This is a genomic window from Xanthomonas sp. DAR 80977, from assembly GCF_041240605.1.
Lineage (GTDB): Bacteria > Pseudomonadota > Gammaproteobacteria > Xanthomonadales > Xanthomonadaceae > Xanthomonas_A > Xanthomonas_A bundabergensis.
On the sequence record NZ_CP162487.1, the window covers coordinates 4,810,214 to 4,826,678 of the forward strand.

A 16,465-nucleotide genomic window follows, 5' to 3' on the forward strand; every position below is an offset into this window, starting at 1 on the left:
TGTCGGAGCGTTGGCTCCGACAGCAAAGACGTCGCGGCATGCGGTTCCCGACAGCCCGATCGCATGAAATTTTTGTGACCCGCCGAAGCGGAGCCGGCAGCACGTTAGCGACGTGCTGCGGTCTCGTTGGCGAGCGTGATGCCCGTTGCAGTGCGCTGGATGCGCAGCGGATACAGCCGCGCCAGGTGCGCCAGGGTCTGCTCCGGCTGGTCCAGGCGGAAGCGCCCGGACACCTGCAGCGCGCCCACCGCCGGATCGGCGATGGCGATGGCCTGCGGCGAGCGGCGGTTGAGCCGCTCCACCAGCCGCGACAGCGGAATGCCGGCGGTCTGCAGCCAGCCTTCGCGCCAGTCGCCGGCGGCCGGGTCGAAGCGGGCCAGCGCGCCCAGGCCGTCGTGCGCGGCATCGATGCGCATGCCCTGCGCCAGCACCTGGCGGGCGCCGCTGCTGACGATCTCCACCCGTCCCGAGTACACCGACAGTTCGCTGGTGGCGCCATCGCGCGCCAGGTTGAACACGGTGCCCAGCACCCGCACCCGCGCCGTGCCCACGGTGACCTCGAACGGGCGCTGCGCGTCGTGGGCGACGTCGAAGAACACTTCGCCGGCTTCCAGCGCGACCTCGCGCCGGTGCGCGCGCAACTGCACGCGCACGCGGCTGGCACCGTTGAGGGTGAGCACGCTGCCGTCGTCGAGCGTGAGCACGCGCACCTGCCCCGGCGCGGTGGCGGCCAGCAGCGGCGCCGGATCCGGACGCAGCCATGGCCACAGCAGCACCACCAGCAAGGCCAGACTGGCGGCCAGCGCGACCGCGGCCGGCCAGCGCCGCCGCCGGCGCCGTGCCGGCGCGGCCGCAGGTATCGAGGCAGGCGCCGCCTGCGCCGCGGTCGGCGCATCGAAACCGGCCAGCGCCTCCAGCAGGGCCGCATCGTGCGCCAGCGCCCACAGCGACTCGAACGCGGCGCGATGCGCCGGATCGGCCGCCAGCCAGCGCTGCAGGCCGGGCGGATCGGCACCGTCGCCGGCGAGCTTGCGCGCCACCCAGTCCGCGGCGTCGCCGGGGGCCTGTGCGCGATCGTCTGGAGGCAAGGCCGGATCCCGGCTCATGCGTCGTCGTCCTGCGCCGGGCCGCGCGGCGCGGCGCGCGCCACGGCGCCTGCGCCGGCGGCCGGCGGGCGCGTGGCATCGGTGCGCGCCACCGCCTCCTGCAGCCAGCGCAACCCGCGGCTGACGTGCTTTTCCACCGCGCCCTCGCTCAGGCCCAGCGCCTCGGCGATCTCGCGATAGCTCTGCCCGCGCACCCGGCAGCGCACGAACACCTCGCGGCGCAGCGGCGGCATGCCCTGCAGCGCGCGGGTAAAGGTTTCCACGCGCTGGCGCTGCATCGCCGCCTCCTCCACGCCTGCGGCCGGGCTGGGCACGTCGTCGCTGATCGATTCGGTGCGCTGGCGCTGGCGCCGGCGCAGATGGTCGTTGAGCAGGTTGAGCGCGATGGAGCGGGCCAGCGCCGCCATGTCGGTGACCACATGCTCGCGCGCGTACACCACCAGGCGCAGGAAGGTTTCCTGCACCAGGTCCTCGGCCAGCGACCAGTCGCCGGTGCGCCGGAACAGGAAGCGATGCAGGGCCGGCCGGTGCTGATCCAGCCGATGCTGATCGATGTGGCAGACCGGGGTGGCCATGGCGTCCCATGCGAGGCAATGCGTGCGCAGCTTATAGCGCATCGGCATGCAACCGGCATGACCGGCGTGGCGCAGCCGGGCGCCTGAGCCAGCGGACTTGCCGCCAGCACGCAGGCACCTGCTCCAGGCCAGGGTGGGGCGAGCAGGTGGCAAGCAGGGCATCCCTATCAACGGGATCGCGGACGCCTCCCTGCTGGATTCCGTGCGTCGCGGCAATCCCGATGCCGACTGGGGGCTGGTTGGCCAGACTCAAAACGCATGGCGGTGCCTGCCGGCGCCGCCATGCCTACAGCCTGGGCTTTATGGTGTCCGAATCGCTCAGTGAGAGATGGCGGTTTCAAGTTCCAAATCGCAACACATGTCCTGCCGAGGGATGCATACAAGGCGAGAATCGCCGCTCGATGCCAGCGCATGTGCTCGAAGCGGCGCCATCCAGTCCAGCGTCTTGCGCGGATGCGTGTTGAGCCGCGTGGCAATGATCTTGCGGGTAAATCGACGGGTCTGTCCCTTTGCCCAGGTACTGATGCAGCAAGCCGTTGCCGTCTCGCAGGGGCCTCGCTGCCAGGCGTTGTGCGGATCGCAGAAATACATAGGCACGCCCGCGTTCGCGCCGAGCTGAACGTGCTGGGCGCTTCCTTGCCTGGATCGCAGGTCAGGCTCCGACGCATCGGCTCGGCAATCGAATTGGGTTGGCCGTAAATCCCAACAACGCCGAAGTGGCTGCCGCATCGTCCCTCTTGGCCAACACGCCCAGCCGCGTGGCGGGCCCGACCAAAGCTGCATCGATGTTGCCCGCGCACCAATCAATTCGACACGTTTCACCAATTGATAACGCTTCCCATTTGCCTTACGATGCCGCTCGCCAGCCACCGACCCTCGTCTCGCCAGCGCCTTCGCTCATCGATACGAGGTCTCCGTGAAGTCCCTACTTCTCACTGCTTTGGCTGCGTCAGCGCTGGCGGCCGCCATACCCGTTGCCGCTCATACCCCTTACCTTGTCCCGAACAGCTTCGCACCGCACGAAGGGCAGACGGTGGCGTTGGACGCCTCGTTCGCCGAGACGTTCTTCATCCCGGAAGCGGCCTTCGACGACAGCGCGTTCAGCGTGACCGGCCCGGATGGCGGGACGACCGCGCTGGCTTCGCACACGATGAAGACGCGGACGGTGGCCGAGTACACCTTGCCTGACACAGCGGGCACGTATCGGCTCAGCACCGGCCCGCGGCTTGGCGCGCTGTTCCGCACCTGGGAGATCAATGGCAAGCGCGAAAGCTCGCGCGACCCGGCGGTGAAGATTCCCGCGGGGGCCAAGGTGATTTCCGATTTCCAGTCGCTCACCCTGGCCGAAACCTATGTGACCGTCCGCAGCCCGGACCGCGCCGCCCTGGCGCCGCGCAACAAGGGCCTGGAACTGGTCCCGGTCAGCCACCCCAACGACCTGTACGCCGGCGAGACCTTCGAGTTCCTCGTGCAGTACGACGGCAAGCCGCTGGCGGCGCAGAAGGTCGAGATCACCGAGGCAGTCTGGAGCTCGGACCGTACCGCGCAGGTCATTACCGTGGACACCGATGCCCGTGGCCACGCGACCTGGCCGCTCCGGCAGGCCGGCACGTGGATCGCGTTGACCCGCTACCGCACGCCTGCACCCGCCGGGTCGCCGGCGGCCGAGTACAGCAACAGCTACACGCTGAGTTTCCGCGTCCTTACGCCGTAACGTCCCGTTCCCCCTCCATCGAGATTGCCATGAACATCACTGTCCTTGCCACGGCGTGCCTGGGTGCGCTGCTGCTGGCCCATGCCGCCGCTGCGCAGGCGCCTGCCGGCAGCGCGCGTCCGCTGGTCGGCGGCCACGGCAACAACGTCACCGCCTTCATCGCCGAATTCGACGACAACGGCGACGGCGCCGTCAGCTGGGCCGAATTCGACGCCTTCCGCCGGGCGCGCTTCGATGCCACCGACTCCAACAAGGACGGCACGGTGGACGATGCCGAGTACGTACGCGAGTTCGACGAGCGCATGGCCATGGAAATCGACCGCGAACGCGTGGCGCTGGTGGAACAGACCCGCGCGCGCTTCGCCGCACTGGACACCGACAAGGACGGGCAGATTTCCCGCGCCGAGTTCGATGCCACCGGCGAGGACACCTGGAAAGCGGGGCAGAACGTGCTGGCCGCCAGGGGCAATGGCAAGCACAAGGACGAAGCAGCGCAGACGGGCACCGCGCCACGGACCGCCGCCGGCGCGCAGCGCTTCGACAACCGCTCGCGCAGCCGCCTGGACATGCCCACCAGCCATACCGCAGAAGGCTTCCTTGCGCTGTATGACGGCAATGGCGATGGCAAGGTGGACCGGGCCGAGTTCCAGCAGGCGCGCGATGCGCAGTTCGCGCGTACCGACAGCAACGGCGATGGCCGCCTGGCCCTGGAAGAGTATCTGGGCGAGTTCGAAACGCGCGTGGACCGACGCGCCGCCGCGCTGGACCAAGGCGAGGACCGCCAGGTGCATGTGCGCTTCGGCGTGCTGGATGCCGACAAGGACGGCCGGATGACGTTCGCCGAATACCAGGTCTCGGGCAAGCGCCTGTTCGAGACGGCCGACCGCAACAAGGACGGCACGGTCGATGCGGCCGATGCCAAGGTCGCACCGCCTGCAGCGCGCCGTTGAGTTCCACGCGTGGGTCCGGCATTCCGACCCCATGCGTGATCCGGTTGTCCCATCGCTGCAAGAGTATCCCGATGCATTCTTCCGTTTCCCGCCTGCTGCTTCTGGCAGCGGGCATGCTCGGTCTGCCTGCTGCTGCCGGCACACCGGCCAGCTTCCACCGCGATGGCATCCTCGGCACCTCGTTCGACCTCGGCGTGGAAGGCCCGCCTGCGGCCGCCGATGCGGTGCTGCAGGCCGTGCTGGCCGAGACCGAACGGCTGGATGCGGTGCTGAGCCGCTGGCGCAGCGACAGCGAGCTGAGCCGCTTCAATGCCAGCAGCGGACCACAGGACATCTCCGCCGACCTGCGCGCCGTGCTGGTCCTGTGCGAGCAGTGGAAAACGCGCACGGACGGCTTCTTCAGTTGTCGCCTTGGGCGCTTGGCCGCCCGCTGGCGCGAAGCCGCCGACGCGGGCGTACTGCCGCCGCGTGATGCACTGCGTGCGATGGCCACCGCGGCCGCCTCTGCGGAAATGCCCGTTGGCGACAACGGACCGGTCAGCCGCCCTGAGGCCGTGGTATTGGACATCGATGGCCTGGCCAAGGGTTACATCCTCGATCGCGCACTGGCGGCCGGCCGTACCGCGGCGCCGGAGGCCGTGGCCATCAAGCTGGATATCGGCGGTGACGCGCGCTACTGGCAGGTGCCGGGCCACGCCACCGCCTGGCAGGTCGGCGTAGCCGATGCACGCCGGCCCCGCGACAACGGGGCCGAGGTGGCTACCCTGGCGCTGCACGACAGCGCGATCGCGGCCAGCGGCCATGCCACGCGCGGCTATACGATCGGCTACCGCCACTACAGCCATATCCTGGATCCGCTTTCGGGGTGGCCGATGCAGTTCGCGCCCTCGGCCACGGCAATCGCGGCAGATGCAGCGAGCGCGGATGCGTTGGCCACCGCGTTGTCGGTCATGCCGATCCGCGACGGACTGGCGCTGGTCGATGCGCTGCCGGATGCCGCCGCGCTGATCCTCAGCGACACCGGCGTGCCGTTCGTTTCGCAGGCGTGGCCGGCACGGTTGACGGATGCGCCGCTGCAGGCCGATGGCGAACGCCTGGTGATCGACTACCAGATACCGCAGCAGGCGGCCGAGCGCTATTACGCGCCCTATCTGGCGCTGTGGATCGCCACCCCGGACGGCAGCCCGGTGCGGCAGCTGCTGGTGCTGGGCACCCGTTCGCGCTACCTGGAGTCGCTGCCGCGGTGGTGGCGCCACTATGGCCGCGATGACCTGCCGGCCATCCAGGGCATCGCGCGTCCCACCCGGATGCCTGGCCAGTACAGCGTGGCCTGGGATGGCCGCGACGACCGCGGACAGCGCATGCCCGACGGCCGGTATCTGCTGCAGGTCGAGGCTGCCCGGCAGGCCGGCGGGCACGAATTGCTCACCGTGCCGGTCGAGATCACCCATGGCCGGGCCGCCGCGCGCCCGTACCGCGGTCGCAGCGAGATCGGCCAGCTCGTGCTGCGCAACACCGGGCATTAGCGCCACCGGCTTCCCTCCCCTTTCTTCCCAGCAACGCCCGCACCGCCCCCACGATGCCGCCCCGCAGCCAGGAGACCGCCGCCGACCGTTCCGGTTGGCGGTACTCACCTTCCACCTCTCTGCGGAGCCCCGATGAAACTGCACCCTTCCCTGCTTGCGATGGCCATCGCCACAAGCCTGACCACCCCGCTGTTCGCCCATGCCGCCGTGGCGGATGCGGACACGCTGGACACCATCCACGTCACCGAAACCCGGAAAAAATCCGACAACCAGAACGTCACCACGCTCTCCTCGAAAAACCTGCAGCAGCAGGGAGCGCAAAGCATGGAGGACGCCATCCGCTACGTCCCGGGCGTGGAAATGGTCGATCTGGGCCGCGCCGGCTTCAACGGCTTCAACATCCGCGGACTGGAAGCGGACCGCGTGGCCATCACCCTCGATGGCCTGAGTTTCCCGCAGAGCCTGGACCCGGGCAGCTACCAGCCCTATGAGTTCTTCCGCTCCGGCCGCGGCAGCGTCGACCTGGAAGCGGTCAAGAGCGTGGAGATCGTCAAGGGTGCCGATGCCATCACCGCCGGCAGCGGCGCGCTGAGCGGCGCGGTGATGTTCACCACCAAGGACCCGGCCGATTTCCTCAAGGCCACCGGCAACGACAGCTTCGGGTCGGTGAAGTACGGCTACACCGGTTCCAGCGATGAGAACATGGGCACGCTGACCTTCGCCAATCGCACCGGCCGCTTCGAGTCGCTGCTGGTCTACACCCGCCGCGAGGGCCACGAAACCGAATCCTGGTATGACACCACCATCGCGCGACTGGGACCGGACCGTCGCACGCCCGATCCGGTGGACCGCGAAAGCGACAACCTGCTGGCCAAGGTCAACTTCCTGGCCACGGAAACGCAGACCCTCGGCGTCGTCTACGAGCGTGCCCGCTCGACCAACGACATCGACAACTGGACCCGCAGCGATGGTGTCGGCTCGTACTACTTCCGCAGCGCGAAAGACCGCAACGACCGCGACCGCTACGGGCTGAAGTACACCTGGACCGCCGGCAACGCGCTGTTCGACAGCCTGGAGGCCACGGCCGACCATCAGAAGAACTACATCCAGGGCCAGACCAACGTGCTGGTCGCCAATGGCACCGCGGCGACCTATGGCACGCGCTGCTCCGTCACCGCGCTCTGCGCTCGCCAGGAGAACCGCTGGGATACCCAGAAGCGCGATCGCGTCGCGCTGGACTTCGACAAGAGCGTGGAAACCGGCGGCGTCCGCCACGACCTCGTCTACGGCGCCGCCTGGCAGCAGGCCAAGATCCACTGGAACTCGGTCGATTCGCGCTGGGGCAACACCGGCAGCCTGTATACGCAGGACACCGACCCTTCGCTGTGGCCCGACACCAAGGAGACCGATCTGACGGCCTACGTGCGCGATCGCGTGCGGCTGCTGGATGACCGCCTGAACCTGACCGGCGGCCTGCGCTATGACAGCTACAGGTACACCCCGCAGACCTCGCCCTCCAGCGCCGGTGAATCGGGCTATGAAGACGACGGCGGCAGCGTGGGGACCTCGAAGTTCTCTTCGCCCACCTGGAACCTGGGTGCCGAGTTCAAGGTCACCGACAGCCAGTCGCTGTGGACCCAGTTCGGCCGTGGCTTCCGTGCTCCGGGCGTGAACGACATGTACGGCAGTTCCTCCACCACCGAAGTGACCCGGGTGTCCGATGGCGCCACCGTCACCGTGCCCGATGGCAAGAGCAACCCGGACCTGGATGCGGAGCGCAGCTTCAACGTGGAACTGGGCTGGCGTTTCCAGAGCGACCGGCTGCGCCTGGGCGTGTCGGTGTTCCGCGACAAGTACAGCAATTTCATCGACACCGCCCAGTTCGTCGCCGACGCAGGCACCCAGTACAGCACCACCGTGCGTGGCCAGACCACGATCACCAACGGCTACAGCTACACCATGCCGATCAACCGCGGCGAAGTGGTCGTCAAGGGTGTGGAAGCGGAAGGCCTGTGGCTGCTGGCCGATGACTGGCTGGCACGCGTGGCGTACTCGTACAACGAAGGCAAGGACAACGACGATCAGCCGCTGGCGAGCATCATTCCGGCCAAGACGGTGGCAGGGCTGAGCTACAACGCGCCGTCGCGCCGCTGGAGCGTCACCGCCAACCTCACCCACCAGCAGCGCAAGGATCCGTCCGATTACGGCTTGAGCATCACCAACGCCAGCTACGGCGCCGAAGTGCTGCCGGTGTATGCGTACAAGGCACGCGAGTACACGCTGCTGGACGTGTTCGGCAGTTACGACATCACCCCGCGGATCCACCTGACCGGCGGTGTCTACAACGTGTTCGACAAGGAGTACTACCTGTGGAACCGCGTGCGCACCGCCGGTGCGGGCACGGCCGTCTTCCAGGGTGCGACCAGCCCCGAGGGCATCGGCCGCTGGTCGCAGCCGGGTCGCAACGTGCGCTTCACCATCAGCTACGACTTCCTGTAACGATGCAGCGGCGTGCGGCTTCGCCAGCGCACGCCTCTGCGTGACGCAGGCCCCTATCGAGGTGGACTGTGCATCGGGTCAGGCGCCGCCCCAGCCATCGCAGGTTGAAGCGTTTCACCGAATGTCCACGGCTCAGCGCGATGAAGCGGCACGGCCTTTGCATTTTTGAAGAGGTCATCGGCCCTGCAAGGCGGAACGTGCCGGAAGTAGGGCGTGCGCCGAGCAACGCCCGCTAAGCACGCATCGCAGATAGGCGCACAAAAAAAGAGCCCCGCATCGCTGCGGGGCTCCTTTCGATTGCGTACTGCAGGTCGGCTTGCGCCGGCGCGGATCAGAAATCCATGCCGCCCATGCCGCCCATGCCGCCGCCCATGCCACCGGCGCCGCCGGCCGGCTCGTCCTTCTTCGGCGCTTCGGCCACCATCGCTTCGGTGGTGATCATCAGGCCGGCGATCGACGCGGCGTTCTGCAGCGCCGAACGGGTCACCTTGGTCGGATCCAGGATGCCGAACTCGACCATGTCGCCGAACTCGCCGTTGGCGGCGTTGTAGCCGAAGTTGCCGGTGCCTTCCTTGACCCGGTTCAGGATCACCGACGGCTCTTCACCGGCGTTGGTGACGATCTCGCGCAGCGGCGCTTCCATCGCGCGCAGCGCGATCTGGATGCCGTGGGTCTGATCTTCGTTGGCGCCCTTCAGCTCGCCGATCGCGGTCAGCGCGCGCACCAGGGCCACGCCGCCGCCCGGGACCACGCCTTCTTCCACGGCCGCACGGGTCGCGTGCAGGGCGTCTTCGACGCGCGCCTTCTTTTCCTTCATCTCGATCTCGGTCGAGGCACCGACCTTGATCACCGCCACGCCGCCGGCCAGCTTGGCCACGCGCTCCTGCAGCTTCTCGCGGTCGTAGTCCGAAGAGGTCTCTTCGATCTGCGCCTTGATCTGCTTGATGCGCGACTCGATGCCGGTGGTCTCGCCGGCGCCGTCGATGATGGTGGTGTTCTCCTTGGAGACCTGCACCTTCTTGGCGCGGCCCAGGTCCTTGATGGTCGCCTTCTCCAGCGCCAGGCCCACTTCCTCGGAGATCACGGTGCCGCCGGTCAGCACGGCCATGTCTTCCAGCATCGCCTTGCGACGGTCGCCGAAGCCCGGCGCCTTGACCGCCACGACCTTGACGATGCCGCGGATGGTGTTGACCACCAGGGTCGCCAGCGCCTCGCCTTCCACTTCCTCGGCGACGATCAGCAGCGGCTTGCCCGACTTGGCCACGCCTTCCAGCACCGGCAGCAGGTCGCGCACGTTGGAGATCTTCTTGTCGTGCAGCAGGATGAACGGGTCGTCCAGGTCGGCCGACTGGCTCTGCTGGTTGTTGATGAAGTACGGCGACAGGTAGCCGCGGTCGAACTGCATGCCCTCGACCACGTCCAGCTCGTTGTCCAGGCCCGAGCCTTCCTCGACGGTGATGACGCCTTCCTTGCCGACCTTCTTCATCGCGTCGGCGATGATGTTGCCGATCGACTCGTCGGAGTTGGCCGAGATGGTGCCGACCTGGGCGATCGCCTTGTCGTCGGCGGTGGGCTTGCTGATCTTCTTCAGCTCGGCCACGGCGGCCACGACGGCCTTGTCGATGCCGCGCTTGAGGTCCATCGGGTTCATGCCGGCGGCGACCGCCTTGGAACCTTCGCGGATCAGCGCCTGCGCCAGCACGGTGGCGGTGGTGGTGCCGTCGCCGGCGTTGTCGGAGGTCTTGGACGCGACTTCCTTCACCATCTGCGCGCCCATGTTCTCGAACTTGTCGGCCAGTTCGATTTCCTTGGCGACGGAGACGCCGTCCTTGGTGATGGTCGGGGCGCCGAAGCTCTTCTCGAGCACGACGTTGCGGCCCTTCGGGCCCAGGGTGGCCTTGACGGCATTGGCGAGGATGTTGACGCCGCGCACCATGCGCGAACGAGCGTCTTCACCGAAACGGATATCTTTGGCAGCCATGTGTGTAACTCCGGGATTCGTGATTGGGGATTAGGGATTGGCCCAAAGCGGGATTCGGGGGAGATCCGGGACCGCGGCGCGGCGAGCGCAGCGCGAATCCCCAATCTCCACTCCCGAATCCCGCGATCGGCGGCGTTTTAGCCGACGATCGCCAGGATGTCGTCTTCGCGCAGCACCTTGTACTCGACGCCTTCGGCCTTGTAGCTGGAGCCGGCGTACTGGCCGTAGATGACCTTGTCGCCGACCTTGACCGCCGGGGCGCGGACGCTGCCGTTGTCCAGCGGCTTGCCGCTGCCGATGGCGACGATCTCGCCCTTGGTGGACTTTTCCTTGGCCGAATCCGGGATCACGATGCCGCCGGCGGAAATTTCGTCGGCTTCGATCGGCTTGACTACGACGCGGTCGTGAAGCGGCTTGATGCTCATTGAGAGAGACCCTCTTAAGTGATTGATTGGTCTAGGAAAGGCTGGCGATGTTAGCACTCGCATGTGACGACTGCCAGCAGCGCTCGCGAAAAAACCCGGTACGCCGGGATGCGCTTGATGTGGTGCTGGCCGGCGCCCTTTCAAGGGCCGGGACGCAAAAAATTTCGCGCCGGCACCTGCCCGGCCCCGGAACTGGTACCCGGATTCCGCAACGCTGTCACAGAGGCAGGCTAGGCTCGCAGACCCAGGGGGGACCACCATCCAAAAGGAGTTGTCGATGAAGCCATCCGCCGTTGCCTTACCTCTCGCCTGTCTGCTGGCCCTGGCCGGCCACGCCCAGGCCGCCGTATTCATCAACGAATTGCACTACGACGATGCCACCGCCGCCGGCGATACCGGCGAGGGCGTGGAGATCGTCGCCACCGCCGGCGAGAGCCTGAGCGGTTACAAGGTGTACCTGTACAACGGCAGCAGCCCGGGCAGCGCCGCCGTCTACGCCACCACCTCGGTGCCGGCCGGCAGCCTGGTCAGCTGCGGCGGGCAGGTGCGCATCGCCACCGTCGGCTATGCCAGCAACGGCGTGCAGAACGGCCCCAACGACGGCCTGGCGCTGGTCGACGGCAGCGGCCAGGTGGTGCAGTTCCTCAGCTACGAGGGCGCGATCACCGGCGGCGGCGGCCCGGCCGCCGGCCTGACCAGCCAGAACCTGCCGGTCAGCGAGAGCAACAGCACCGCGGCCGGCACCTCGCTGCAGCTGCGCGGCAGCAACGGCAGCGCGGCCTCGGACTTCAGCTGGGCCGGCAGCTCGGCCAGCAGCTTCGGCGCCTGCAACAGCGGCCAGACCTTCAGCGGCGGCAGCAGCAACGCCGCGCCGTCGGTGACCGCGACCACCCCGGCGCAGGGCGCCAGCAACTTCCCCGCCGCCGGCGACCTGGCGGTGACCTTCAGCGAGGCGGTGACCCTGGCCAGCGGCGCGTTCGGGCTGAGCTGCAGCCAGTCCGGCACCGTGGCGCTGAGCTACCCGAGCAGCGGCAGCCAGTTCGCGATCTCCACCAATACCGCCCTGGCCGCCGGCGAAAGCTGCAGCCTGAGCATCCTGGCCGCGCGCGTCAGCGACGCCGGCGGCGCGCACCCGGCGCAGGACAGCAGCATCGCCTTCAGCGTCGCCAGCGGCAGCGGCGGCGGTGCCAGCGGCTACTACTCGCGGGTCAACACCTCCAGCGCCAGCCAATTGCGCTGCTCGCTGCACGAGACGATCAAGGGCCACACCGTCTACCCGTACAGCAGCAGCTCGGGCACCAGCACCTGGACCATCCTGGAGATCGCCGACGAGGACCCGAACAACAGCGGGCGCATCCTCGACGCCTACCGCAACCGCAGCTACGCCAAGGTCACCGACCGCGCCGGCAGCGGCAGCGGGCTGAAGTACAACCGCGAGCACAGCTGGCCGAACTCGCTGGGCTTCGGCTCGGCCAGCGGCGACAAGGGCCTGCCCTACGCGCCGTACACCGACACGCACATGCTGTACCTGACCGATTCCACCTGGAACGCCGACCGCGGCAACAAGCCGTACGCGAACTGCGACAGCAACTGCGGCGAGCGCATCACCGAGGCCAACGCCGGCTTCGGCGGCGGCAGCGGCAGCTACCCGGGCAACTCCAACTGGGTGCGCACCCCGGACGGCAACGGCGGCAGCTTCGAAGTGTGGAACCACCGCAAGGGCGACATGGCGCGCGCGGTCATGTACATGGCGATCCGCTACGAGGGCGGCACCGACGCGGCCACCGGGCAGTCCGAGCCGGACCTGGAGCTGACCGACGACCGCAGCAAGATCGTGCAGACCTCGGCCTCGCCGGCCTACATGGGCCTGCTGTCGACGCTGATCGCGTGGAGCCAGCAGGATCCGCCGGACGACGCCGAGCGCGCCCGCAACGAAGTGGTGTACAGCTTCCAGGGCAACCGCAATCCGTTCATCGACCATCCGGAGTGGGCGACCTCCTCGCTGTTCACCTCGACCAAGCCGGCCAGCTGCCAGCTGCTCAACTGAGTCCGATCCCCGGCGCGCCGATCGCGGCGCGCCGGGTTGCGTGCGGGCGACCCGGATGGTCTTGTGCCATCCGCCGTCGCTTGCGCACGCATGCAGGTTCGGCGGCAAATCGCGTCAAGGCCGCCGCCACCGCGTCCGTGATGTCCCTGCCGGACGCCATCCTCGGCAGCAAGGCTGCCAGGCATTTTCGCTGCAGCCGCTGCGCCGCCCCGCGGTCCGGCGCCATGCCCGGCCAGCGCCGTCGCGCACGCGCCCGCAACCAAGCGCCCGCAGGCGCGGACCCACGCCAGAACCAGGCCCGGCAAAGCCCTGCCGGCGTCCCTATACTGTCGGCCGCATGTCCCTGCCCCCACTCCGTTTGCTGTTCAGCACCTGCCCCGATCCGGCCAGCGCCGCGCGGATCGCCCAGGTGTTGGTCGAGGAGCGCCTGGCCGCGTGCGTGAGCCGCCTGCCCGGCGTGCACGCCACCTATCGCTGGCAGGACGCCGTGGAGCAGGCCGAGGAAGTGCTGCTGCTGATCAAGACCGCCGCCGACCGCATCCCCGCGCTGCAGCGGCGGCTGTGCGAACTGCACCCCTACGACGTCCCCGAACTGATCGAGGTCGAGGCCGCCGGCGGCCTGCCCGCCTACCTGCAGTGGGTGTACGCCGAAACCCGTGAGGAACCGTAAGCCGATGACCTTGCTGCACCGTATCGCCGCCCTGTGCCTGCTGGCCCTGGCCGCCTTCCCCGCCCTGGCGGTCGACGAAAAGGATCTGCTGCCGGTCGACCAGGCCTTCGTGCTGAGCGCACAGGCGCCCGAGCGCGGCCGCATCGACCTGCACTGGAAGATCGCCGACGGCTACTACCTGTACCGGCACCGCATCGCCGTGCATGTGGAAAGCGGCTTCAAGGCCAACCCGACGCTGAAACTGCCGGCCGGGCACAAGAAGATCGACCCCTATTTCGGCGAAGTGGAAACCTACCGCGGCCAGCTGAGCGCGGTGCAGACCGGTGCGGCGGCCAGCGGCGTGGACACGCTGCAGGTGGAAGTGCGCTACCAGGGCTGCGCCGACGCCGGCGTGTGCTATCCGCCGCAGAAGCGCCTGCTCAGCGTGGCGCTGCCGGCGGAGGAAGCCGGCGCGGCGGCGCCCGCCTCCTCGCCGCTGCCGGGCAGCGCACCGGGCAACGCCGGAGCGGCCGCCAAGCCCTTGTTCGGCGGCGCCGCCGGCGCCGTGCAGGGCCTGCCGCTGCCGTCGGACCAGGCGTTCGGCTTCGAGGCCATCGTCGGCGACGGCAATACCCTGCTGCTGCGCTTCACCCCGGCGCCGGGCTACTACCTGTATCGCGACCGCACCGCGCTGGCGCTGGAAGGCGCGGCCGGCATCCGCACCGGCATGCCGCGCTGGCCGCAGGGCCGCTCGCACCAGGACGAGCACTTCGGCAACGTGGTGGTGTACTTCGACCAGGCCGAGGTCACCGTGCCGCTGCAGCGCCAGCGCGCCGATGCCGCCGAGGCGACCCTGGTCGCCACCTTCCAGGGCTGCCAGACCGACGGCATCTGCTATCCGCCGATGACCCGGCGGGTGAAGCTGTCGCTGCCCAAGGGCAAGCTCAGCCCCGCCGACCAGGCCGAGGTGGCGCCCTTGCTGGTGGCGCCGCTGAACAGCAGCCAGGCCGACGCCAGCGCCGCGGCGGCCGACGCCGCGGCCGACACGACGACCCCGGTGACCGCGCCTGACGGCGCGACCGCACCCGATGCCTCGGCGCACAACGCCGCGCGCAGCACCGCGCCGGTGGCCGAACCGGAGAGCCTGTTGTGGATGCTGCTGCTGGCGCTGGGCGGCGGCCTGGTGCTGAACCTGCTGCCGTGCGTGCTGCCGATCCTGTCGCTGAAGGTGCTGGGCCTGGCGCAGAGCGGCGAGAGCCGCAGCCGCGCGCGCAGCCATGCGCTGTGGTACACGCTGGGCGTGCTGGCGTCCTTCGCCGTGGTCGGCGGCATCGCCGTGGCCGCGCGCCTGCTGTGGGGCTTCCAGCTGCAGCGCCCCGGCTTCGTCGCGGTGCTGGTGTACCTGATGTTCGTGGTCGGGCTCAGCCTGTCCGGGGTGTTCACCCTGAGCGCCAACCTCGGCGGCCTGGGCCAGTCGCTGTCCTCGCGCAGCGGCCCGGTCGGCGACTTCTTCACCGGCGTGCTGGCCTGCGTGGTGTCCAGCGCCTGCATCGGCCCGTTCATGGGCCCGGCGCTGGGCTACGCGCTCACCGCGCCGCCGGCGATGGCGATGCTGGTGTTCCTGACCCTGGGCCTGGGCCTGGCGCTGCCGTTCCTGCTGATCGGCTTCGTGCCCTCGCTGGCCAGGCGCCTGCCCAAGCCCGGCGCGTGGATGGAAACGCTCAAGCAGGTGCTGGCGTTCCCGATGTACCTGACCGCGATCTGGCTGCTGTGGGTGCTGGGCAAGCAACGCGGCGTGGACGCGGTGGCGCTGCTGCTGGTCGGCGCCACCCTGCTGGCGCTGGGCCTGTGGTGGTTCGAGCGCGCGCGCTGGCGCGGGCACAGGCTCGGCATGCGCCTGGCCAGCGTGTTGCTGCTGCTGGCGCTGGTACCGGCCTGGGGCGTGACCCGGCTGTCGCCGCCCGGCGCCACGGTGGAGCGCAACACGGTGGCGTATTCGCCGCAGATGCTCGACCGGCTGCGGACCGACAACCGCGTGGTGTTCGTCAACATGACCGCCGACTGGTGCGTGACCTGCAAGGCCAACGAGCGCAACGTGTTCAGCAGCGACGCCTTCCGCGACACGCTCAAGCGCGTCGATGCGGTGTACATGAAGGGCGACTGGACCAACGAGGACCAGCGCATCAGCGCCTTCCTGGCCGAGCACAAGGCGGTGGGCGTGCCGCTGTACGTGGTCTACGGCCCGGGCGCGCCGCCGACCGTGTTGCCGCCGGTGCTGAGCCAGGCGGTGGTCGAGGACGCCCTGCTGCGCGCGGCGCGATGAGGGCCACGCCGCCGCGGCTGCTCGCGGTGGCGGCCATCGCGGCGGCGCTGGGCGTGCTCGCCGCGCAGGCCTGGTGGCGCACGCCGACGGTATCGCCGGCGCCTTCCAGCGGCAGCGCCATGCCTGCGGGCGTCGCCGCGGCGCGTCCCGGCGACCCGGCACCGGCGCTGCGCCTGCCCACCCTCGACGGCGGCAGCCTGACCCTGGCCCAGTTCCGCGGCCGCCCGCTGCTGGTCAACGTGTGGGCCAGCTGGTGCGAACCGTGCGTGCGCGAGATGCCGGAACTGGATCGGCTGGCGCGCGCGCAGCCGGCCGACGGCCTGCAGGTGCTCGGCATCGCCCTGGACCGCCCCGAGGACGTGCGCGCCTTCCTGCAGCGGATCCCGATCGCCTACCCGATCGCGCTGGAGCCCCCCGGCCCGGCCGACGCCAGCGTGCGCCTGGGCGACACCCAGGGCCTGCTGCCCTACAGCGTGCTGATCGACGCGAACGGCCGCATCGTGCGGCAGAAGCTGGGGCCGTTCGCGGACGGCGAAGCGGAGCGCTGGGCGCAGCTGCCGTAGGCCTAGGCGCTGGTTTGTGCCATCCACCCTGTAGGAGCGGCTTCAGCCGCGACCGGGCCTTACCGGTAAGGCCCGGTCGCGGCTGAAGCCGCTCCTACAGGGGAATC

Annotated in this window: 12 protein-coding genes; 8 read left to right on the forward strand and 4 right to left on the reverse strand. The window is 69.2% G+C overall.

From position 1 onward, the window contains the following. Window positions 1-104: 104 nt before the first annotated feature. Window positions 105-1,106, reverse strand: coding sequence for a FecR family protein (locus AB3X10_RS20440; RefSeq protein ID WP_369977235.1), 1,002 nt, complete (start codon window positions 1,104-1,106; stop codon window positions 105-107). Continuing rightward, window positions 1,103-1,681: an RNA polymerase sigma factor gene (locus AB3X10_RS20445; protein WP_369977236.1), complete on the reverse strand. Its 579-nt coding sequence runs from the start codon at window positions 1,679-1,681 to the stop codon at window positions 1,103-1,105. The genes AB3X10_RS20440 and AB3X10_RS20445 overlap by 4 nt, the downstream gene beginning before the upstream one ends. 916 nt (window positions 1,682-2,597) lie before the next feature. On the opposite strand from AB3X10_RS20445, the gene AB3X10_RS20450 reads away from it, so the two are divergent. The 4 genes from AB3X10_RS20450 (at window position 2,598) to AB3X10_RS20465 (ending at window position 8,370) form a co-directional block, all read left to right on the forward strand. Further along, a complete protein-coding gene (locus tag AB3X10_RS20450) occupies window positions 2,598-3,395 on the forward strand; it encodes a DUF4198 domain-containing protein (RefSeq protein WP_369977237.1) in 798 nt (265 codons plus the stop codon). A 29-nt stretch (window positions 3,396-3,424) separates the two neighbouring features. Continuing rightward, a complete protein-coding gene (locus AB3X10_RS20455) occupies window positions 3,425-4,345 on the forward strand; it encodes an EF-hand domain-containing protein (protein WP_369977238.1) in 921 nt (306 codons plus the stop codon). Window positions 4,346-4,380: 35 nt separating this feature from the next. Continuing rightward, entirely contained in the window at window positions 4,381-5,871 is a 1,491-nt protein-coding gene (locus tag AB3X10_RS20460) for a DUF2271 domain-containing protein (protein WP_369977239.1), read from the forward strand. A gap of 132 nt (window positions 5,872-6,003) precedes the next feature. Then, window positions 6,004-8,370, forward strand: a complete 2,367-nt coding sequence (locus AB3X10_RS20465) for a TonB-dependent hemoglobin/transferrin/lactoferrin family receptor (RefSeq protein ID WP_369977240.1) — start codon at window positions 6,004-6,006, stop codon at window positions 8,368-8,370. 331 nt (window positions 8,371-8,701) lie between these two features. Here AB3X10_RS20465 and groL read toward each other — a convergent pair whose 3' ends face one another. Continuing rightward, entirely contained in the window at window positions 8,702-10,351 is a 1,650-nt protein-coding gene (groL, locus tag AB3X10_RS20470; protein WP_369977241.1) for a chaperonin GroEL, read from the reverse strand. Window positions 10,352-10,488: 137 nt separating this feature from the next. Further along, the gene (locus AB3X10_RS20475) at window positions 10,489-10,776 is read right to left on the reverse strand and encodes a co-chaperone GroES (RefSeq protein WP_003470504.1); all 288 of its coding nucleotides are present in this window, start codon (window positions 10,774-10,776) and stop codon (window positions 10,489-10,491) included. A 277-nt stretch (window positions 10,777-11,053) separates the two neighbouring features. Here AB3X10_RS20475 and AB3X10_RS20480 point away from each other — a divergent pair, with 277 nt between their 5' ends. From AB3X10_RS20480 to AB3X10_RS20495, 4 genes are all read left to right on the forward strand, one after another. Continuing rightward, entirely contained in the window at window positions 11,054-12,823 is a 1,770-nt protein-coding gene (locus AB3X10_RS20480; protein WP_369977242.1) for an endonuclease, read from the forward strand. A gap of 337 nt (window positions 12,824-13,160) precedes the next feature. After that, window positions 13,161-13,493, forward strand: coding sequence for a divalent-cation tolerance protein CutA (cutA, locus tag AB3X10_RS20485; RefSeq protein ID WP_369977243.1), 333 nt, complete (start codon window positions 13,161-13,163; stop codon window positions 13,491-13,493). A 4-nt stretch (window positions 13,494-13,497) separates the two neighbouring features. Further along, the gene (locus AB3X10_RS20490; protein ID WP_369977244.1) at window positions 13,498-15,795 is read left to right on the forward strand and encodes a protein-disulfide reductase DsbD family protein; all 2,298 of its coding nucleotides are present in this window, start codon (window positions 13,498-13,500) and stop codon (window positions 15,793-15,795) included. Continuing rightward, window positions 15,792-16,358, forward strand: a complete 567-nt coding sequence (locus AB3X10_RS20495; RefSeq protein ID WP_369977245.1) for a TlpA disulfide reductase family protein — start codon at window positions 15,792-15,794, stop codon at window positions 16,356-16,358. The genes AB3X10_RS20490 and AB3X10_RS20495 overlap by 4 nt, the downstream gene beginning before the upstream one ends. Window positions 16,359-16,465 lie beyond the last annotated feature (107 nt).

Coding starts and splice junctions, on each gene's coding strand:
- AB3X10_RS20440 (WP_369977235.1), bottom strand. CDS start 1,106: ATGAGCCGGGATCCGGCCTTGCCTCCAGACGATCGCGCACAGGCCCCC.
- AB3X10_RS20445 (WP_369977236.1), bottom strand. CDS start 1,681: ATGGCCACCCCGGTCTGCCACATCGATCAGCATCGGCTGGATCAGCAC.
- AB3X10_RS20455 (WP_369977238.1), top strand. CDS start 3,425: ATGAACATCACTGTCCTTGCCACGGCGTGCCTGGGTGCGCTGCTGCTG.
- AB3X10_RS20465 (WP_369977240.1), top strand. CDS start 6,004: ATGAAACTGCACCCTTCCCTGCTTGCGATGGCCATCGCCACAAGCCTG.
- groL (WP_369977241.1), bottom strand. CDS start 10,351: ATGGCTGCCAAAGATATCCGTTTCGGTGAAGACGCTCGTTCGCGCATG.
- AB3X10_RS20475 (WP_003470504.1), bottom strand. CDS start 10,776: ATGAGCATCAAGCCGCTTCACGACCGCGTCGTAGTCAAGCCGATCGAA.
- AB3X10_RS20480 (WP_369977242.1), top strand. CDS start 11,054: ATGAAGCCATCCGCCGTTGCCTTACCTCTCGCCTGTCTGCTGGCCCTG.
- cutA (WP_369977243.1), top strand. CDS start 13,161: ATGTCCCTGCCCCCACTCCGTTTGCTGTTCAGCACCTGCCCCGATCCG.
- AB3X10_RS20490 (WP_369977244.1), top strand. CDS start 13,498: ATGACCTTGCTGCACCGTATCGCCGCCCTGTGCCTGCTGGCCCTGGCC.
- AB3X10_RS20495 (WP_369977245.1), top strand. CDS start 15,792: ATGAGGGCCACGCCGCCGCGGCTGCTCGCGGTGGCGGCCATCGCGGCG.